General features: G+C 66.3%; 18 protein-coding genes. 10 read left to right on the forward strand and 8 right to left on the reverse strand.

What is annotated here, in order from left to right; translation table 11 throughout:
- Window positions 1–391 precede the first annotated feature (391 nt).
- Window positions 392–3,145, forward strand: a complete 2,754-nt coding sequence (locus tag VFW69_RS12095) for an AAA family ATPase (protein ID WP_526501497.1) — start codon at window positions 392–394, stop codon at window positions 3,143–3,145.
- A 35-nt stretch (window positions 3,146–3,180) separates the two neighbouring features.
- Here VFW69_RS12095 and VFW69_RS12100 read toward each other — a convergent pair whose 3' ends face one another.
- Window positions 3,181–3,714, reverse strand: coding sequence for a hypothetical protein (locus VFW69_RS12100; RefSeq protein WP_526501499.1), 534 nt, complete (start codon window positions 3,712–3,714; stop codon window positions 3,181–3,183).
- Window positions 3,715–3,760: 46 nt separating this feature from the next.
- A complete protein-coding gene (locus tag VFW69_RS12105) occupies window positions 3,761–4,843 on the reverse strand; it encodes a 2Fe-2S iron-sulfur cluster-binding protein (RefSeq protein ID WP_526501501.1) in 1,083 nt (360 codons plus the stop codon).
- A gap of 158 nt (window positions 4,844–5,001) precedes the next feature.
- On the opposite strand from VFW69_RS12105, the gene hsaA reads away from it, so the two are divergent.
- Genes hsaA through hsaB form a run of 4 tightly spaced genes read left to right on the forward strand, consistent with a single transcriptional unit; the run spans window position 5,002 to window position 8,540 of the window.
- Window positions 5,002–6,186 (forward strand): 3-hydroxy-9,10-secoandrosta-1,3,5(10)-triene-9,17-dione monooxygenase oxygenase subunit, encoded by a 1,185-nt coding sequence (gene hsaA, locus VFW69_RS12110; protein WP_526501503.1) that lies wholly within the window; start codon window positions 5,002–5,004, stop codon window positions 6,184–6,186.
- The gene (gene hsaD, locus VFW69_RS12115; RefSeq protein ID WP_526501505.1) at window positions 6,186–7,064 is read left to right on the forward strand and encodes a 4,5:9,10-diseco-3-hydroxy-5,9,17-trioxoandrosta-1(10),2-diene-4-oate hydrolase; all 879 of its coding nucleotides are present in this window, start codon (window positions 6,186–6,188) and stop codon (window positions 7,062–7,064) included. Before hsaA ends, hsaD begins: the two co-directional genes overlap by 1 nt.
- Entirely contained in the window at window positions 7,061–7,963 is a 903-nt protein-coding gene (gene hsaC / locus VFW69_RS12120; RefSeq protein WP_526501507.1) for an iron-dependent extradiol dioxygenase HsaC, read from the forward strand. The genes hsaD and hsaC overlap by 4 nt, the downstream gene beginning before the upstream one ends.
- Before the next feature lie 10 nt (window positions 7,964–7,973).
- Window positions 7,974–8,540, forward strand: a complete 567-nt coding sequence (gene hsaB, locus VFW69_RS12125) for a 3-hydroxy-9,10-secoandrosta-1,3,5(10)-triene-9,17-dione monooxygenase reductase subunit (RefSeq protein WP_526501509.1) — start codon at window positions 7,974–7,976, stop codon at window positions 8,538–8,540.
- A gap of 7 nt (window positions 8,541–8,547) precedes the next feature.
- Here hsaB and VFW69_RS12130 read toward each other — a convergent pair whose 3' ends face one another.
- Window positions 8,548–9,045: a hypothetical protein gene (locus tag VFW69_RS12130; protein ID WP_526501511.1), complete on the reverse strand. Its 498-nt coding sequence runs from the start codon at window positions 9,043–9,045 to the stop codon at window positions 8,548–8,550.
- Window positions 9,046–9,169: 124 nt separating this feature from the next.
- Between VFW69_RS12130 and VFW69_RS12135 the strand changes: the two genes are divergently transcribed.
- Window positions 9,170–10,000 (forward strand): arylamine N-acetyltransferase family protein, encoded by an 831-nt coding sequence (locus tag VFW69_RS12135; RefSeq protein ID WP_526501513.1) that lies wholly within the window; start codon window positions 9,170–9,172, stop codon window positions 9,998–10,000.
- Between the two features lie 18 nt (window positions 10,001–10,018).
- Here VFW69_RS12135 and VFW69_RS12140 read toward each other — a convergent pair whose 3' ends face one another.
- The 5 genes from VFW69_RS12140 to fadD3 form a co-directional block, all read right to left on the reverse strand.
- Complete coding sequence (locus VFW69_RS12140) at window positions 10,019–11,185, reverse strand: pyridoxal phosphate-dependent aminotransferase (RefSeq protein ID WP_526501515.1); 1,167 nt, start codon at window positions 11,183–11,185, stop codon at window positions 10,019–10,021.
- A complete protein-coding gene (gene ipdE2 / locus VFW69_RS12145; protein ID WP_526501517.1) occupies window positions 11,182–12,132 on the reverse strand; it encodes an acyl-CoA dehydrogenase IpdE2 in 951 nt (316 codons plus the stop codon). Before ipdE2 ends, VFW69_RS12140 begins: the two co-directional genes overlap by 4 nt.
- Window positions 12,133–12,207: 75 nt before the next feature.
- A complete protein-coding gene (locus VFW69_RS12150; protein ID WP_526501519.1) occupies window positions 12,208–13,161 on the reverse strand; it encodes an acyl-CoA dehydrogenase family protein in 954 nt (317 codons plus the stop codon).
- Complete coding sequence (locus tag VFW69_RS12155; RefSeq protein WP_526501521.1) at window positions 13,158–14,303, reverse strand: acyl-CoA dehydrogenase family protein; 1,146 nt, start codon at window positions 14,301–14,303, stop codon at window positions 13,158–13,160. The genes VFW69_RS12150 and VFW69_RS12155 overlap by 4 nt, the downstream gene beginning before the upstream one ends.
- Window positions 14,303–15,847, reverse strand: coding sequence for a 3-((3aS,4S,7aS)-7a-methyl-1,5-dioxo-octahydro-1H-inden-4-yl)propanoate--CoA ligase FadD3 (gene fadD3 / locus VFW69_RS12160; protein WP_526501523.1), 1,545 nt, complete (start codon window positions 15,845–15,847; stop codon window positions 14,303–14,305). Before fadD3 ends, VFW69_RS12155 begins: the two co-directional genes overlap by 1 nt.
- A 120-nt stretch (window positions 15,848–15,967) precedes the next feature.
- Here fadD3 and ipdE1 point away from each other — a divergent pair, with 120 nt between their 5' ends.
- The 4 genes from ipdE1 to kstR2 all read left to right on the forward strand — a co-directional run.
- Window positions 15,968–17,116 (forward strand): acyl-CoA dehydrogenase IpdE1, encoded by a 1,149-nt coding sequence (gene ipdE1 / locus VFW69_RS12165; RefSeq protein WP_526501525.1) that lies wholly within the window; start codon window positions 15,968–15,970, stop codon window positions 17,114–17,116.
- Window positions 17,113–17,901, forward strand: coding sequence for a (5R,7aS)-5-hydroxy-7a-methyl-1-oxo-2,3,5,6,7,7a-hexahydro-1H-indene-carboxyl-CoA reductase (gene ipdF / locus VFW69_RS12170; protein ID WP_526501527.1), 789 nt, complete (start codon window positions 17,113–17,115; stop codon window positions 17,899–17,901). The genes ipdE1 and ipdF overlap by 4 nt, the downstream gene beginning before the upstream one ends.
- 82 nt (window positions 17,902–17,983) lie before the next feature.
- Entirely contained in the window at window positions 17,984–19,156 is a 1,173-nt protein-coding gene (locus VFW69_RS12175; RefSeq protein ID WP_526501529.1) for a hypothetical protein, read from the forward strand.
- 72 nt (window positions 19,157–19,228) lie between these two features.
- A partial coding sequence (gene kstR2, locus VFW69_RS12180; protein ID WP_526501531.1) for a TetR family transcriptional regulator KstR2 occupies window positions 19,229–19,668 on the forward strand: 440 nt, incomplete at its 3' end.

Here is a 19,668-nt window from a genome sequence, read left to right on the forward strand (position 1 = left end):
TGCCGAGACGGCCGAAATAGTTGCGCAGATCTGCGCCGACGTCGGCGCGCCAGCGGAACGGATCAGCTCCGGCGTCGGTTGGATGCGGCAGCTGGGTTGCTGACGGGCCGGCTCGATGGCGGCAACCGTGTCTTCCCGTTCGCCAGCCGGTCCCGTAGAGCAAAGTGCTAACGCTATGCACCCATAGTTGCCGCGCACTTATGTCTGGCAAAATCGACCCGCCTCAGCGAAGTTCTGCGAGAATCCCTGCAGTAGCCACCCAGCGGGTCGGACTCCGCGGCTGGCAAACGAGGGAGCCAACGGTATGGGTGTCGGGCGTGAAGGATAAGCCGTTATCGCGACGTTACCGCCGAGGTGGCGGCCTAGCCGTCTGATCGTATGAAGGTTTGATGTGACGGAGCGATTGGTCGGTCGGGAAGCCGAAGAGCGGGCCGTCAGCGATTTTCTTGACTCTTTGCCACGCCGGTCGTGCGCTCTCGTTATCGAGGGCGAGGCGGGGATCGGCAAAACGGCGGTGTGGGCAGATGCGGTCCGCCGGGCTGATGAATGCGGATATCGCGTATTGAGTTGCCGCGCCGCCGCGGCTGAGTCGGTGCTGGCGTATACGGTGCTGGCCGATCTGCTCGATGACGTCGATGACTCGGTATGGGCGGATCTGCCGGCTCCGCAGCAGCAGGCCTTGGACGGTGCGCTGTTGAGAGACCTCGTCGAGGCTTCCGAGGTTGATCCCAGGGCGGTGGCGGCGGCTTTTGTGGCAATCATCGGTCGACTCGCCGCTGTGCGGCCTCTTGTGATTGCCATCGATGATCTGCAGTGGGCGGATAAGTCGAGTGCCAGTGTGGTGGCGTATGCCGCGCGCCGTCTTCGCGCGGGTGCGGCCCTGCTATGCACCGTGCGTACCGAAGCGGCCGCCGCGCGGTTGCAGCTGCCCAGCCCCGACGACGTGCGTCGCATCCGAATGCAGCCTTTGACCGTAGGCGAGTTGCATCAGGTTCTGCTGATGCGGCTGGGCCAGTCGGTGGCGCGTCCTACGCTGCTACGCATCCACGAGGTAGCGGCAGGTAACCCGTTTTTCGCGCTGGAGCTGACCCGAGAACTGGGCGCGGAGGGACGGGCTTTCGAAATGAGTCTGCCGGGCAGCCTCAATGAGTTGGTCCGCGCGAGGATCAGTCGGGTCGGCGCCGAAGACGTTCTGCTTGCCATCGCCAGCCTGCCTAATGCGACGGTGGCGATGGTGGCGCGGGCCACCAATTCGCCACCGGATCAGGTGGTGCAGTCGCTGCGGGAAGCCGAAAACCAGGCGGTGGTGGCAATCGACGGGATCCGGCTCCGCTTCACCCATCCCCTCCTGGCGCACGGCGTCTACAGCGCAGCGGCGCCCGGTCGCCGCCGCGAAATGCACCGCCGGCTGGCCGAACTCACCGCCCAACCCGAGTTGCATGCCCGCCACCTCGCGCTCGCCGACACATCCGGGAAGCCCGAGACCCTGGCCGCGCTGGACAGGGCCGCCGAGATTGCCTGTGGCAGGGGCGCACCGGCCGCCGCAGCCGAGCTGGTTGAACTGGCCGTCGGTCTGGCCGGCGATAACGATCTAAGGCGCAAGATACGCTGTGCGACATACCATTTCGTTGCGGGTGATCCCGCCCGAGCCCGGCGCATCCTCGATGCGGTCATTGCGGCACTGCCGCCCTGCCCGACCCGTGCCGAGGCGTTGCATCAGCTGGGGCTGATCGTCCTCTCTGACGACAGCTTCCTCGAAGCGGCGGGAGTGCTCGAGCAGGCTGTAGACGAAAGCGGTACCGACGCCGCCTTGCGCGTTCGCATCCTGATCAGTTTGGCCTTCGCTCTTCTCAACGCGGGCCGACACGAGCAGGCCTATGCGCGTGTTGAGCAGGCCGTGACCGATGCCGAGCGCCTTGGCGCCGGCGCACTGCTCGGGCCGGCGCTGGGCATGCGGGTGATGATTGACTTCATGGGCGGCAAGGGCTTTGACGAGCTCGCCATGCAACGCGCAGTCGGAATGGAAGGGCCGGGCTCGCCGGTCCCGTTGGCGTTGCGGCCTCGTGCACAGATGAGCCTGCTGCGCGCTTGGACGGGTGAGCTGGGTAGGGCCCGTGAAGAGCTGGCGGAAATAGAACGGCAATGTCTCGCTCTCGGCGAGGAAGCTGAGCTGATCTTCATCGGCTTTCACCTCACCCTCATCGATATCTGGCTTGGCAACTTCGCCAGTGCGGCCGTTATCGCCGACGCCACGATGGAACGGGCAACTCAGCTGGGCGGTGACTTCCCGATGTTCATCGGGCTCACCCTTCGGGCCGCGGTCGCCGCTCACGTCGGCCGCCTGGACGACGCTCGAAGTGATCTGACCCAGGCGATAGCAGCTGCTCAACGTTGCGGCTCAAGACGTTTGGCCGAGTGGCCGGCGACGATAGCCGGATTCGTCGAGGTGTCATCAGGTGATTACCAAGCGGCCATGAGCGAGCTTGAACCGCTGTTGCCCATGGTGGCGCTCTTCCCAGAAGCAAGTGAGATCATCTCGTCGTCTTTCGTTCCCGAGGCGGTTGAGGCCATGGTCGGTCTCGGTCGATTGGATGATGCCGAGCCGCTGGTGGAAGCCTTGGAGCGCAATGGCCGCCGACTCGACCGCGCGTGGACCATAGCGGTCGGTATGCGTTGTCGCGCCATGCTTCAGGCTGCGCGCGGTGATGTCGCAGGCGCGATGACAAGCGTAGAGCTGGCATTAGCCGAGCACGAACGCCTCGCGATGCCGTTTGAACGCGCCCGCACTCAGCTGTTGTGTGGCCAGCTGCAGCGCCGCCAGCGCCGGCGCGACACGGCTAGTGCAGCGCTGCGCGAGGCACGGGACACCTTTGAGCAACTCGGCACTACGGTGTGGGCCGAGCGCGCCGAAACTGAACTGGCGCGTGGTCTTTCAATCCGAGGTCGCGACCCGGGATTGACCGCCACCGAAGAACGCGTTGCCGACCTGGCCGTCTCCGGATTGACCAATCGCGACATCGCGGCCGCCATCTTCGTGAGCCCCAAGACCGTGGAAGTCAACCTCAGCCGCGTTTACCGCAAACTGAGCATCCGATCCCGCGCCGAGCTTTACCGGGCGCTCCAAACCTGGAAAGAAAAATCTTGACCTGATTCCCCGTAACCCGTGGCTCACTCGGCGTTTCAGGAGAACGTAGTCTGCGCGCAGGTGCTCGGTGACGTGATGTTGACCCCGGAGTAGACCACCTGGATGTGGGTGCAGGCGATGACATTGTTGTCGATCTTGGGCTGGCCCGTCTGCCAGTCGGTGGAGTCGATGCGCCCATGCGTCTGATACTTGTCCGGTGGGCCCTCGCCCATGTAGATGGTGGTGATCTCGTCGGAACCCATCGACTTGTGCACCCGCTCGTACTGGCCGTCGGCGTGCGCGTCGAGATAGGCCATCCGGTTCGAGGACCGGATCTCGGTGGTTTGGCGGGCCCACAGGCCGGGCGGGAAGCCGGTGACCCCGTCGGGCGCCAGCATGTCCGCCCCGGCGGTGAAGTCGCAGTGGCCATCGGCTTTGAAGCAATTGAGGACGACGCGCGTCTCCAATTGGTTGGGTCCATCCAGCGGGAACAGCGTGGTGGCGGTGTTGCTCGCCGCCGCGCACACCCCGGCGGGCAGAAACATCGGCATCACCGCGACGACTGCGAATCCCGATACCAGCCGCATCATCGATGCTCCCTTTCCCTGTGACCCAAGGGTGAACTTAACCCCGCGACTACTCGTCGTAGGTGACTTCTACCGAATCAGATTCAGGGTGAGATTGACAGGCCAGAATCAGGCCCTCGTCCAGGTCCTGCTGCTCGAGCACGTCGTTGACCTCCATGCTCACGTTGCCGCTGCGCAACGTGCACGCACACGCGCCGCAATGGCCCTCGCGGCAGGAGAAGGGCGCGTCGAGACCCTTGGCCAGCAGCACGTCGAGCAACTTGGCCTTGCGTGGCCACGACACGGTGTGGGTTTCGCCGTCCAGCTCGACCACCGCGGTCGCCGGCGGCTCGTCACCTTCGGCGGTGTCCTCGATCTGCACCGCAGCGAACGGATCCGAGTCCAGCGACTTGAACACTTCGATATGTATCTGCGGCGCAGGCACTTTCAGCGTTTCCAGGGCCTGTCTCGCCGAGTCCATGAAGGCGCCCGGGCCGCAGATGAACACCGGCCGATCCGTGTAGGGCCCGGCCAGCTTGGCCAGCGCGGCCACGCTGGGCAGGCCCTGCAGCGATTCCAGCCAGTGCAGCACCGTGAGCCGGTCGGGATATTTGGCCGACAGCTCGCGCAGGGCGTCGGAGAAGATCACCGAACGGTCGTCCCGATTGGCGTAGACCAGCGTCACCTGCCCGCTGCCCTCGGCCAGCGCCGACTTGCAGATCGACATGATCGGGGTGATCCCGCTGCCCGCGGCCATCAGCAGGAAGTCATCGCCCAGCGTTTTGGGAACGAAGTTGCCCGACGGGGCCAACACGTGGATCCGCATGCCCTTGCGTGCGTGGTCGCACAGCCAGTTGGATGCGTAGCCGTCCGCGGTTCGTTTGACCGTGACCGTCAGAGCGTCGTCGGTGAACGGCGAGCTGCACAACGAATAACAACGGGCCACCGATCCGGTGCGCTCGCTGGGAATGCGCAGCGTCAGGAACTGACCCGGCGCGTACCGCAGCCGCTCGGGCGGGATTGCGGGGTCGCCCGCGTCGTCCGGTACGGCGAACACCAGCGACCGCGCGTCGTCGGTCTCGGCGATGACCTCGGCGACCTGCAGTTCGAGGACGTGGTCACCGAGTGGCTCGTCGGGAATCGCCGCGGTCAAGGGCCGTCCCTTCCTTTCGTTGCAACTAGAACATGTTACAGAAAAGCGGATTCGTATCGCTACCAGCCGCAGGAATACCCTGCTCGACACAAATCGGAACGTGTTCTAGTCTCTGGTGTAAGTCCGCTGAGTAAGTCTGGCGCAGGAGGCAAACGTAAGTGACGTCCATTCAACAGCGTGATGCGCAGTCGGTTTTGGCTGGCATCGATGATCTGCTCCCGCAGATACGCGAACGCGCTCAGGCGACGGAGGATCTGCGGCGGTTGCCCGACGAGACCGTTCAGGACCTGCAGGATGTGGGCTTCTTCACCCTGTTGCAGCCCGAGCAGTGGGGCGGGTTGCAGTGCGACCCGGCGCTGTTCTACGAGGCGGCGCGGCGGCTGGCCAGCGCGTGCGGTTCCACCGGCTGGGTGAGCTCGATCATCGGCGTGCACAACTGGCACCTGGCGCTGTTCGACCAGCAGGCGCAGGAGGAGGTCTGGGGCGAGGACCCCAAGACCCGGGTCTCGTCGTCGTATGCCCCGATGGGTGCGGGCGTCGTGACCGACGGCGGTTACCTGGTCAACGGCGCATGGAACTGGTCCTCGGGTTGTGACCACGCCACGTGGGCGTTCCTCGGCGGTCCGGTGATCAAGGACGGCCGCCCGGTCGACTTCGGTTCTTTCCTGATCCCGCGCAGCCAGTACCGCATTGACGACGTGTGGCATGTCGTCGGCCTGCGCGGCACCGGCAGCAACACCGTCGTCGTCAAGGACGTCTTCGTGCCGCGGCACCGATTCCTGTCCTACAAGGCGATGAACGACGGTAGCGCGGGCGGATACGAGACCAACACCGCCGCGGTCTACAAAATGCCTTGGGGCACAATGCACCCCACCACGATCTCGGCGCCGATCGTCGGCATGGCCTACGGGGCATACGACGCGCACGTCGAGCACCAGGGCAAGCGCGTGCGCGCGGCGTTCGCCGGTGAGAAGGCCAAGGACGACCCGTTTGCCAAGGTCCGCATCGCCGAAGCGGCCAGCGACATCGACGCGGCGTGGCGCCAGTTGAGCGGCAACGTCGCCGACGAGTACGCGTTGCTGTCGGCCGGCAAGGAGATCCCGTTCGACCTGCGTGCCCGCGCTCGCCGCGACCAGGTACGCGCCACCGGCCGTGCGATCGCCTCCATCGACCGGCTGTTCGAGGCTTCCGGTGCGACCGCCCTGGGCAATGACCAACCGGTGCAACGGTTCTGGCGTGACGCACATGCCGGGCGCGTGCACGCGGCCAACGACCCCGAGCGGGCCTACCAGATCTTCGGGAACAACGAGTTCGGGTTGCCGCCCGGCGACACCATGGTCTGATGACCTCGACAACCGAAGAAATCACCTTCGAGTCCACTTCGCGCTTCGCGGAGGTCGACGTCGACGGTCCGCTGAAGCTGCACTACCACGAGGCGGGCGTAGGCAACGAACAGACGGTGGTGCTGCTGCACGGCGGCGGTCCGGGCGCGGCGAGTTGGACGAACTTCTCGCGCAATATCCCGGTGCTGGCGAAGGAGTTTCACGTGCTGGCCGTCGACCAGCCCGGGTACGGCCACTCCGACAAGCGCGCCGAGCACGGGCAGTTCAACCACTACGCGGCGCGGGCACTCAAGGGTCTCTTCGACCAGCTGGATCTGGGACGTGTTCCGCTGGTTGGGAATTCGCTGGGCGGCGGCACCGCGGTCCGCTTCGCGCTGGACTACCCGGACCGGGCCGGACGCCTGGTGCTGATGGGGCCCGGCGGGGTGAGCGTGAACCTGTTCGCGCCCGACCCGACCGAGGGCGTCAAACGGCTGGGCAAGTTCTCCGCCGAGCCCACCCGCGAAAACCTCGAGGCGTTTCTGCGGGTGATGGTCTACGACCAGAAACTGATCACCCCCGAGTTGATCGACCAGCGTTTCGAGTTGGCCAGCACGCCCGAATCGCTGACAGCGACCCGCGCGATGGGAATGTCTTTCGCCGGAGCCGATTTCGAGCTCGGCATGATGTGGCGGGAGGTGCACCGCCTGCGTCAGCCGGTGCTGCTGATCTGGGGCCGCGAGGATCGGGTCAACCCGCTGGACGGTGCACTGGTCGCACTGAAAACCATTCCGCGTGCACAGCTTCACGTTTTCGGGCAATGTGGACACTGGGCGCAGGTGGAGAAGTTCGACGAGTTCAACAAGCTCACCATCGATTTCCTGGGAGGTGCGCGATGAGTATCCGCTCTCTGGGCTATCTGCGTATCGAGGCCACCGACATGGCGGCCTGGCGCGACTACGGCCTGAAGGTTCTCGGCATGGTCGAGGGCAAGGGCATAGGCGAGGGTGCGCTGTATCTGCGGATGGACGATTTCCCGGCCCGGCTGGTGATCGTGCCCGGCGAGCAGGACCGGCTCATCGAAGCCGGCTGGGAATGCGCGAACGCCGCGGGCCTGCAAGAGATCCGGAACCGGCTCGATATCGAGGGCACGCCCTACAAGGAGGCGACCGCCGCCGAACTGGCCGATCGCCGGGTCGACGAGATGATCCGGTTCTCCGATCCGTCCGGCAACTGCCTGGAGGTCTTCCACGGCGCCGCCCTGGAACACCGCCGGGTGGTCAGCCCGTACGGGCACAAGTTCGTCACCGCCGAGCAGGGCCTGGGACACGTGGTGCTGACCACTCGCGACGACGAAGAGACACTGCACTTCTACCGGGATGTGCTGGATTTCAAGTTGCGTGACTCGATGCGGTTACCGCCTCAGGTTGTCGGTCGACCGGCCGACGGGCCGCCGGCCTGGCTGCGCTTCCTGGGCTGCAACCCGCGTCACCACAGCCTGGCCTTCATGCCCGGGCAGACCCCGAGCGGCATCGTGCACCTGATGGTCGAGGTCGAACAAGCCGACGACGTGGGCCTGTGCCTGGATCGGGCGCTACGCCGCAAGGTGCCGATGTCGGCGACCCTGGGCCGCCACGTCAACGACCTGATGCTGTCCTTCTATATGAAGACACCCAGCGGCTTCGACATCGAATTCGGCTGCGAGGGAAGGCAAGTCGAAGACAACGATTGGATCGCCCGGGAGAGCACCGCGATCAGCCTGTGGGGCCACGACTTCAGCGTCGGCTTCAAGGGTTAAATTCGAGGTTATGACTGCCGCGCCGATCGACCCGCGCACGTTCCGCAGCGTGCTCGGCCAGTTCTGCACCGGAATCACCATCATCACCACCGTGCACGACGACGTTCCGGTCGGCTTCGCCTGCCAGTCCTTCGCGGCGCTGTCGCTGGATCCTCCGCTGGTGCTGTTCTGCCCCACCAAGGTGTCGCGGTCGTGGAAGGCCATCGAGGCCAGCGGCCGGTTCTGCGTCAACATGCTGACCGAGCAGCAGAAGCACGTCTCGGCCCGCTTCGGCTCCAAGGAGCCCGACAAGTTCGCCGGGATCGACTGGCACGCTTCCGAACTCGGTTCCCCGATCATCGACGGTTCGCTGGCCTACATCGACTGCGCGGTCGCCTCCGCGCACGACGGGGGCGATCATTTCGTAGTTTTCGGTGCGGTGCAATCGCTTTCGGAGGCGCCCAAGATCAAACCGCGACCGCTGCTGTTTTACCGAGGTGAATACACCGGCATCGAACCGGACAAGACGACGCCGGCGCAGTGGCGCGACGACCTGGAGGCGTTCCTGACCACCACCACCCAAGACACGTGGCTGTAGTGGGTCTTTAGGTGGGCCCGCCGCGCTGGCTCCCGGCGTCGCGGTCGTTGCCCGACAAGTTCACCGTGGGGGAGTTGTCCGGGATCGGCTGCTCCTGGCTCCACGCGGCGTCGCGGTCGGCGCCGCCCTCGTCGGGAGCGGAGCCCTTCTCGGTCTTCACCCTCGGATCCAGGCTGTCAGCCCGCTGCAACTGCTCATTCAGTTGTTCGCGCGAGGACGCAACTTCGCTCTGATGCGCTGACGCCCGATCCTGCAGCCGCGCGGCTTCGGCCGCCTTGGCCTCGGCTTCGGCCTGCGCGGCACGCGCTTTCGCGGCCGTCTCCGCGGCCAGCGCCTCACGGCGCTCGACCTTGGTGGTCTCCAACTTAGCCTGTTCGCGAATCCCCTCGGCCTCCCGCTCGCGGCGGCGCATGCTCGCTCTCCGGGCAAGCATGACCAGGACGATAATTATGAAGACGGCCACGACTGCGGCGATAACGATCCAGACGGTGTTGCTGGTGTTCATGATGACTCCGTTGTCAGCTGGGAAACCTAGGCCCTATCACGCGGGTTGCCGTATTCGACACGAACGAAACAACCGATGCCGATGCCCGGCGCTTCGGCGGAAGGCCGCGGGCCAGAATGGTGTCATGACGCTGGATCTGGACGCGTACTTCGACCGTATCGACTACCGCGGTCCCGCCGAGCCGACCCTCCAAGTGCTGCAGAACCTGGTGACCGCGCACACCGGCTCGATCCCGTTCGAGAACCTCGATCCGCTGATGGGCGTGCCGGTCGATGACCTGAGCCCGCAAGCGCTGACCGACAAGCTGGTCTACCGGCGCCGCGGGGGCTACTGCTACGAGCAGAACGGCCTGATGGGGTACATACTGACCGAGATCGGGTTTCGGGTGCGTCGGTTTGCCGGGCGGGTGGTCTGGATGCTGCCGCCCGACGCGGCGCTGGGCGCCCTGACACACACGGTGCTGGCGGTGACGTTCCCCGGCTCGCAGGGTGTCTTCCTGGTCGACGTCGGCTTCGGCGGCCAGACCCTGACCTCCCCCATCCGCTTGCAGACCGGAAACCCCCAGCAGACCACGCACGAGCCCTACCGGCTGAACGATCGCGGTGACGGCCTGGTCCTGCAAGCCCAACTCCGGGACGAATGGCAACCGCTGTATATATTCGGTACCCAGACCGTGCCGCAGATCGATCTGACGGTGGGCAGCTGGTACGTGTCCACGCATCCGTCGTCGATCTTCGTGACCGGCCTGACGGTTGCGCTGACCACCGAGGACGCCCGTTACAACCTGGCCGGCAGAAACCTGACCATCCACCGCGCCGACGGCAGCGAGAAGATCCGCCTCGACGACGCCGCCGCGGTTGTCGACATGCTCGGTGGGCGGTTCGGCATCGACGTGGCGGGCGTCGGCGATCGGGGGGCGCTCGAGGCGCGCATCGCGCAGGTGCTCGACGGGTAGGCGCCTCGCCGCCTTTCGCTAGCGGGCCGAAAGCCAGGGGCCGAGCCGTCGCACCGCTTCTTCGATGTCGTTCGTCGGCCCCGCAAACGACAGCCGCACGAACGAATTCCCCCGCGCGGTGTCGAAGTCGATGCCCGGTGCGATCGCAACGCCGGTCTCTTTCAGCAGCTTTGAACAAAAGCCTATCGAATTGTCGGTGAATTCCGAGACGTCGGCGTACACGTAGAAGGCGCCGTCGGTCGGGGCCAGACGCTCGATGCCGATGCTGCGTAGCCCGTCGAGCACCAACGAGCGATTGGTCGCATAGTGATGCAGGTGGCCGTCGGCTTCGGCGTTGGCCTCCGGGGTGAAGGCCGCGATCGCGGCAAGTTGGGACAGCACGGGCGGGCAGATGGTGAAGTTGCCGGTGAGACAATCCACCGCGCGGCGTAGCTCGGGCGGCACCAACAGCCAGCCCAGTCGCCAGCCCGTCATCGCGTAGTACTTCGAAAAGCTGTTGACCACGACGGCATTTCGCGATGTCTGCCAGGCGCAGCTGGTCTGCGGCGCGCCTTCGTAAACCAGCCCGTGGTAGACCTCGTCGCTGACCAGCCTCGCTCCCGATGCGTCACACCACGAAGCGATCGCGGCCAGCTCCGTCGGCTCGATGACCGTGCCCGTGGGGTTGGCCGGACTTGCCACGATGACACCTTGCACCGGGGGGTCGAGTTCGGCGAGCATCTGCGCGGTCGGCTGGAAGCGGGTCCGCGGTCCGCAGGGTATTTCCACCACCTCACATCCCAACGCCGACAGGATGTTTCGGTAGCACGGGTAGCCAGGGCTGGCCAGCGCCACGCGATCACCGACGTCGAAGCAGGCCAGGAAGGTGAGCAGGAAGCCGCCCGAGGAGCCCGTCGTGATCACCACCGCGTCGGATTCCAGGTCGAGCCCGTGCTGGCGCTGATAGTCAGCGGCGATCACGGCTCGCAGCTCGGGAATGCCCAACGACACCGAGTAACCCAGCTCGTTGGAATGCACGGCAGCGGCCGCCGCCGCTCGCACCGGCTCGGGCGCCCCCACGCTGGGCTGGCCCGCGGACAGGTTGACCAAGTCGCCGTGGCTGCGCTGGCGTTCCGCGGCCGCCAGCCAGACATCCATCACGTAAAACGGTGGGATGCCGGCTCGTAGCGAGACACGGTCGGTCACGGCGTCTTGAGTACCTCGGATTCCAGTCGTTTGAGTAGCTCCTGCGCCGAATCCAGCAGATGCGCGCTGCCGTGGGCACGTTTGAAGTACAGGTGCATGTCGTGTTCCCAGGTGATCGCGATGCCGCCGTGCAGCTGAATGCCCTCGGCGGCCACCGTGTTCAGTGCCTCGGTGGCGGCCAGACGGGCGCTGGCGGCGTTGGTGGGAGTGGGGTCATCGCACGCGTCCGTGACGACGGCCTTCGCGGCGGCGACGGTGACATACAGGTCGGCCATCCGATGCTTGAGGGCCTGGAAGCTGCCGATCGGCCGGCCGAATTGCACTCGGTCCTTTGCGTATTCGACGGTCAGTTCCAAACAGCGTTCGGCGGCACCGATCTGCTCGGCGGCCAGCAGGATGGCGGCCTTGTCCGCCAGCCCCGGGTCGGTGCCGATCGACACGGTCTCCTCGGCTTTCATCCGCGCGAGGCGCCGGGTCGGGTCCATGGCGGTGACGGGCTGCGCGCTGAATCGGGTCCACCTGTTCAGCCGGCCGTCCTCGACGGCGACCACGACGCCAGCGATATCGCCGTTGATCACGTAGTCGGCGTCGAGCACCAGCGCGCCGATCGAGGTGCCCTCGGCCAGGCCTTCCAGCGTCGCGACGTCCGGCTCGGTCGCGCTCAGCAGCGCCAGCTCGGCCAACGTGGTACCCAGCAGCGGGGAGGGCACCAGGGCGCGGCCCAGTTCCTGCAAAACCGCTGCGGCGTCAGCTAGTTCGCCGCCCGCACCGCCCAACTCCTCGGGTATCACCAGGGCCGCGGCGCCGACCTGCTCGCACAGCAGTTGCCAGAGCGATTCGTCGTAGCCACGGTCGGATTCCATGGCCGCGCGCACGGCCGCCGCAGTGGCGTGCTTGGCCACCAGGGCGGCGACGGTCTCGGCCAGCATCTGCCGTTCGTCACTCATGGGCGCCGCTCCTCTTCCCGGCAAGCGGGAGGTACCCCCACATCGCTATTGGGCTCTGCGTCGTCGCTGCGCGACTCATATCGCCTCCAGCACTCGCCGCCGATGTTCCTCCGGCGTACCCCAAGCGGACCGCAGCGCCTGCACGCGCAGCAGCAACAGCGACAGGTCGTGTTCCTGGGTGAAACCGATGGCGCCGTGGGTCTGCAGCGCCGAGCGCGCCGCCAGCAGCCCGGCCTCGGACGCGGCGGCCTTGGCCGCACTGACATCGCGCGGATCCATGGTCAGCGCGGCACCGTATATCAGGGGCCGGGCCAGCTCGATGGCGATGTGCACGTCGGCGAGCTTGTGCTTGATCGCCTGATACGAGCCGATCACCCGGCCGAACTGGGTGCGTTGCTTGGCGTAGTCGACCGCGCCGTCGCGCAGCGCCTCGGCCGCGCCGATCAGCTGTGCCGCGGTCGCCAGCGCGCCGAACTCGTAGCCGCGCTTGACTATTCCTTCCGGAACTTGCCAGCTTCTGCCGGTCGCGGTCACGTCGGAGAGCTTGCGGCTGGGATCGACGGATTCGTGGACGTCACCGGGTGTTGCCTCGGTGACGCCGCCCTCGCCGGCCAATAGCACCAGGCCGGCGACGTCGGCGTCGACAGCACGCGGTGTCTGCGGCGGCAGCGCGACGGTGGCGATCAGTTCCCCGGACGCCAATTCGGCGCAGCGGTCGGCCTGATCGCCAGAGGCGAGCAATACCGGTGCCACAGCGATGGATTCGGCCACCGGACCCGGCACGCACCAGCGCCCGAGGCGCTCGATGGCGACGACGAGGTCGACCGGATGGGCCTCGATGCCGTCGAATTTCTCCGGCACGGCCAGCGCGGTGACGCCCAGGTTGGCCAACTGCTCCCATACCTTGCGGCCCGGTGCGGTGTCGCCCGCGGACCACGCGCGCACCGCGCCGGGCAGGTCCGCCGCGCCGAGCGCGGCGTCGATGCTGGCCGCGAAGTCGCGCTGTTGTTCGTCTAGCGCAAATTTCACTTCTTGCCCCCGGACTTCTCGCGCGGCAGGCCCAGCAACCGCTCGGAGATGATGTTGCGCTGAATCTCGTTGGTGCCGGCATAGATCGGGCCACCCAACGCGAACAACAGCCCCTCGGTCCACGGGCTGGCGAGCTCCCCGTCGGCGGCGAGCAGGTCGAGCGCTGTCTGGTGCAGTTCGACGTCGAGATCAGACCAGAACACCTTGGTCACCGACGATTCGGCGCCCAGCTCACCACCGAGGGCCAGCCGGGTCACCGTGCCAAAGGTCTGCAGCCGGTAGGCCTGCGCCTTGATCCAACCGTCGGCGACCCGGTCGGCGAATGCGGCGGGTGAGCCACTGTCCTTCCACAACTGCACCAGCCGCTCCGCGGTGGCCAGGAAGCGGGCCGGGCTGCGCAGTGACATGCCGCGCTCGTTGCTCGACGTGCTCATAGCCGCCCGCCAGCCCTCGTGCGGGGCACCGATCACGTCCTCGTCGGGAACGAAGACGTCGTCGAGGAAGATCTCGCCGAAGCCGGTGTCACCACCCAGCTGGACAATGGGCCGCACCGTGACGCCCTCTGCCCTCAGGTCGAACATGAAGTACGTCAGCCCATTGTGCCGCTCGGCGCCGGGATCGGAACGAAACAGCCCAAAACCCCGCTCGGCGAACGGTGCTCGCGAGCTCCAGATCTTCTGTCCGTTGAGCCGCCAGCCGCCGTCGGTCGGGCTAGCGGTGGACCGCAGTGACGCCAGGTCGCTGCCGGACTCGGGCTCCGACCACGCCTGGGCCCAGATCTCCTCGCCGCTGGCCATTTTCGGCAGGATCCGGTCACGCTGCTCTTCGGTGCCATGCGTGAAGAGGGTCGGCGCCAGCATCGAGGTGCCGTTGGCGCTGGCACGGCCCGGCGCACCGGCCCGGAAGTACTCCTCTTCGAACACCACCCAGTGCAGCAGCGGTGCGTCGCGGCCGCCGTAGCGCTTCGGCCAGTTGATCACCGACAGGCCGGCGTCGAACAGCACGCGGTCCCAATGCCGGTGCTGATCAAAGCCTTCCGCGTTGTCGTATGACTTCGTCGGGATCGAATCGGCGTTGGCCGACAAGAATTCCCGCACCTCGGCCCGGAAGGCCAAGGTGTCTTCGTCGAGTTCCAGATCCATTAGTCCTGCTCTCGCAGTTGTGGTTTGACCACCTTGCCGCCCGCATTGCGCGGCAACGCATCGACGAACCGCACCGACCGCGGCGCCTTGAAGTTCGCTAAATGCTCACGGGTGTAAGCGATCACAGATTGTTCATCGAGCTGGGCGCCGGGCCGGGTCACCAGGTACGCCCGGCCCACTTCGCCGAGCCGCTCATCGGGAACCCCGATCACTGCGGCGTCGGCCACGCCGTCCATCCGGGCCAGCACCTGCTCGACCTCGGCCGGGTAGACGTTGAATCCACCGCAGATGTACATGTCCTTGAGCCGATCGGTGATGCGCAGGTTGCCGGCGGCGTCGACGGCGCCGATGTCACCTGTGTGCAGCCAGCCCTCGCCGTCGATGGCGGCCGCGGTGGCCTCCGGGTCTTCGAGGTAGCCCAGCATCACGTTCGGCCCGCGCAGCAACACCTCTCCCGAGTCCTCGGGTGAGTCGGCGTCGATGCGCAATTCGAAGTCGGCGAATGGACGTCCACAAGTGGTGGCCACTGTGACCGCGTCGTCGTCGGCACGGCACATGGTTCCCATGCCGTTGGCCTCGGTCAGCCCGTAGGCGGTCAGCACGATGTCGATGTCGAGTTCGGATTGCATGCGCTCGACCAGCACGACCGGCACGGTCGCGGCGCCGGTCACCGCGAACCGCAGTGAGCTCAGGTCGTAGTCGTTGCGTGCCGGGTGGTCCAGCAGCGTTTGGTAGATGGTGGGCGGCCCGGGCAGCACGGTGATGCGGTGTTGCTCGATGGCTTGCAGCGCGCGCTGCGGGTCGAAGGTCAGGTGGGGGATCAGCGTCGCACCGGTCTGCAAACAGGCCAGGATGCCGGCCTTGTAGCCGAAGTTGTGAAAGAACGGGTTGATGCACAGGTAGCGGTCGTCACTGGTGATCTTGCCGTTGGCCGCCCAGGACGCCGAGGCCGACAGCGACTGCCGGTGCGCGCACAGCACGCCTTTGCTGCGGCCGGTGGTGCCGGACGTGAAGAGGATGTCGCTGACATCATCGGGCGCGACGGCGGACGCACGAGTGGCAACAGCGTCGAGGTCGCTGCCGCGGGCGACGAATTCGTCCCAGGTTCCGGCCCCGGTCTCCGCGGCGTCGATCGGTATCCGCACGATGTGGCGCAGCGCGGGCAGCGCCGCGCGGTCCAGGTCGGCAAGGCGATCGTTGCCCAGGAACTGGCCCATCCCGAACAACACCGGCGCGCCGGTGCGAGCCAGGATGTCGCTGGCCTCGGCGGCCGTGTAGCGGGTGTTCAGGGGCACCATCGCCGCGCCCGTGTGGTGGATCGCCAGGCAGGCCACCACCCAATGCCAGGTGTTCGGCGACCAGATGGCCACCCGGTCTCCCGCTTGGACGCCGAGCGCAATGAGCGCGGCCGCCGCCCGGTGTACCTCGTCGCGCAGCGCGGCGGCGGTGAAGGACCGTTCGTCGGTGATCAACGCGTCGTGATCGGGCAGCTGGTTCGCGAAGCGATCCAGCGCCGCGGGCACCGTGCGCGGATCGTTGGTCATCGAATGCTCCTGTGGGCGACGCTGGCGCAATTTGATCGCTCGATTTCTCCTCACGCCGCTGCGCGGCGCGCATCGTCACCGAGCTACAAAGCAAGTGCTTGGTAGGTTAGCCTACAGGGCATGCAGGACGTCGAGGAGTTCCGGGCCGTGGTCCGTCAGTGGCTCGCCGACAATCTGGTCGGCGAATTCGCAGCTCTCAAGGGTCTCGGCGGCCCCGGACGCGAGCACGAGGCGTTCGAAGAGCGCCGGGCATGGAATCAGCATCTGGCTAAGGCAGGGCTGACATGCCTGGGCTGGCCGGTCGAGCACGGCGGCCGGGGTCTGTCCACCGCGCACCGGGTGGCCTTCTACGAGGAATACGCCAAGGCCGACGCCCCGGACAAGGTCAATCACTTCGGCGAGGAGTTGCTCGGCCCGACGCTGATCGCGTTCGGGACGCCCGAGCAGCAGCATCGTTTCTTGCCGAAGATCCTCGACGTGACCGAGCTGTGGTGCCAGGGGTATTCGGAGCCCGGCGCCGGCAGTGACCTGGCCAACGTGGCGACCACCGCCGAACTCGACGGCGGCGAGTGGGTGATCAACGGCCAGAAGGTGTGGACGTCGCTGGCGCACTTGTCGCAATGGTGCTTCGTGGTCGCGCGCACCGAGAAGGGCTCCAAGCGCCACGCCGGCCTATCGTATCTGCTGGTACCGCTGGATCAGCCGGGCGTGGAAGTCCGTCCGATCGTCCAGATCACCGGTACCGCAGAATTCAACGAGGTGTTCTTCGACGACGCCCGCACCGAGGCCGCTCTGGTGGTCGGTGAGCCCGGCGACGGTTGGCGGGTCGCCATAGGCACGCTGACCTTCGAGCGCGGCGTGTCGACGCTCGGACAGCAAATTCGTTACGCCCGTGAGCTTTCTAACCTGGCCGAGCTCGCCCAGCGCACCGGCGCCGCCGACGACCCGTTCATCCGCGAGCGGTTGACCCGGGCGTGGACCGGGCTGCGGGCCATGCGCAGCTACGCGTTGGCCACCATGGACGTCGAGCAACCCGGCCAGGACAACGTGTCGAAGTTGTTGTGGGCCAATTGGCATCGCGATCTGGGCGAGCTGGCCATGGACGTCATCGGTAAGCCGGGCCTGACGCTGGCCGACGGCGAGTTCGACGAATGGCAGCGGCTGTTCCTGTTCACCCGCGCCGACACCATCTACGGCGGATCCAACGAGATCCAGCGCAACATCATCGCCGAGCGGGTGCTCGGCCTACCTCGAGAGGTCAAAGGATGAGTCTGTCCGAAGCTCCGAAAGAGATTGCCGGACATGGACTTCTGCAGGGCAAAGTGGTGGTCGTGACCGCGGCCGCGGGCACCGGCATCGGCGCGTCGACGGCACGGCGGGCGCTGGCCGAGGGGGCCGACGTAGTGATCTCGGACCACCACGAACGCCGGTTGGGGGAGACCGCCGACGAGCTCACCGCGCTGGGCCAGGGCCGCGTCGAAAGCGTGCTGTGCGACGTGACGTCCACCGCGCAGATCGATGCGCTGTTCGCGTCGGCCACCGCCCGGATGGGACGCATCGACGTCCTGGTCAACAACGCCGGGTTGGGCGGACAGGCGCCGGTGGTCGACATGACCGACGAGGAGTGGGACCGCGTCCTGGATGTGACATTGACGTCGGTGTTTCGCGCCACCCGCGCGGCGCTGCGGTACTTCCGCGACGCGCCGCACGGCGGGGTGATCGTCAACAACGCCAGCGTTTTGGGCTGGCGCGCGCAGCACTCGCAGTCGCACTATGCGGCCGCCAAGGCCGGGGTGATGGCGCTGACCCGGTGCAGCGCAATCGAAGCCGCCGAGTACGACGTGCGGATCAATGCGGTGTCGCCGAGCATCGCGCGGCACAGATTTCTGGAGAAGACATCGTCGTCGGAATTGCTCGACCGGCTGTCGGCCGGCGAGGCCTTCGGACGTGCCGCCGAGCCGTGGGAGGTGGCGGCCACCATCGCATTCCTCGCCAGCGACTACTCGAGCTACCTCACCGGAGAGGTCATCTCGGTATCCAGCCAACACCCGTGAGCTGCGGTATCGCTGACTGGCGCGAACCCGCGACGTGTTTACAATTGTCGACCAACGCGGTTGATGCAGGTGGGAGGGTGCTGTGAGCGAAGGACCGGGTCACCGACCGTGGGGTGAGAACCCGACTCCCGCGAACACACCCGGCCAGCCTCCGGGTACGCCCTGGCAGTCCGACGCCGGCTGGCCGGAACAGTGGGGTCAGGGGGGCCAGGCAACCCCGTTCGAGCAGCCCGCATACGGGTCGTGGTCTTCGCCACCGCCGGTCACCGTCGCCAACTTCAACGGGCCGCACGGTAGCCCCGGTCACCGCAATCGCAAACCGTTGATCATCGGGCTGAGCGTGGCCGCCGTCGTGCTCGTCGTGATCGTCATCACCGTGATCGCCGTCAGCAGCGGCGGCGGATCGAGCAGCGCCGGTGATGCCGCCAAGGGCTATCTCGAGGCGCTTGCCCGCGGGGACGCGCAGGCCGCGCTGACGTACAGCACCGACCAGCCGGCGTCGAAAGAGCTTCTGACCGACGACATCCTCAAACGGCAGATCGCGCGGTGGCCGATCACCGACATCAAGATCCTCGACGACAATTCCGCCCGCGGCTTTGGTTTCGGTCAGGTGCATGTGTCGGCGAAATTCGGCGAGAACACCTCGGACGTGACCATGTCGATCAAGAAGGCGGGCAACGACTGGAAGCTCGACCACGCCGCGATCAAGGTGGACACCCTCAACGCGGGCATCGAGCAGGCGGCCGTCAAGACCGCGACGTTCTTCGGCAAGCCCGTCGGCACCGCACCGGTATATGTCTTTCCCGGTTGGGTGGACGTTGCCAGCAGCAACCCGAATCTGGCCGTCAACTTGAAAAAGCCCTTCCTGCTTGACAATCTGACGACATCGGGTGCGTACTTCAACGACCTGGAGTTCAAACTCAGCGACAGGGGGTTGTCGGCGACCAGCGCCGCGATATCGGCCGCGCTGGCGAATTGCGCGAACTCGACCCAACTGCGACCGGCCGACTGTCCCCAGCATGCCTTCGACTACGACCTGGTGGATGGGACCGCGGCCTGGGGCAGGCCGGACATCAGCGGCCTCAAGATCAACCTGTTCGACCCCTTCCGTCTCGAGGCGTCCTTCTCCGGGTCGGTCAACTTCCCCCTGACCGCCCAGACCCGATCGGGCGGCACCAAAACGAGCATGGTCAACGCGTTCGTGTCCGGCAACGCCGACGAGTCGCAGATCCCGCCGGCGGTCTCGCTGCGCTGACCCGATGACGGGCGGCGGGACGGAAACCGCACCTCGGTGGCCAAGCAAGCGCTTGGTTGATACTCTGATCGGGTGGACCGAGCGCCCGGTCAGGCCAACAGCCGTCGAGACGAGCTACTGGAGCTTGCCGCGACCATGTTCGCCGAGCGTGGGTTGCGTGCCACTACCGTCCGCGATATCGCCGACAGCGCCGGCATCCTGTCCGGCAGTCTGTATCACCACTTCTCCTCCAAAGAGGAGATGGTCGACGAGCTCTTGCGAAGTTTCCTGGACTGGTTGTTCGCGCGCTACCGCGAGATCGTGGACAGCGAGGCCAACCCCCTGGAGCGGCTCAAGGGATTGTTCATGGTGTCGTTCGAGGCGATCGAGCACCGGCATGCGCAGGTCGTCATCTACCAGGACGAGGCCCAGCGACTGTTGTCCCAGCCGCGGTTCTCCTACATCGAGGACATGAACCGCCAACAGCGCAAGATGTGGCTCGAGTTGCTCAATCAGGGCGTCGAGGAGGGCTG

Origin of the sequence: Mycobacterium sp., from assembly GCF_036273375.1 — a bacterium.
Lineage (GTDB): Bacteria > Actinomycetota > Actinomycetes > Mycobacteriales > Mycobacteriaceae > Mycobacterium.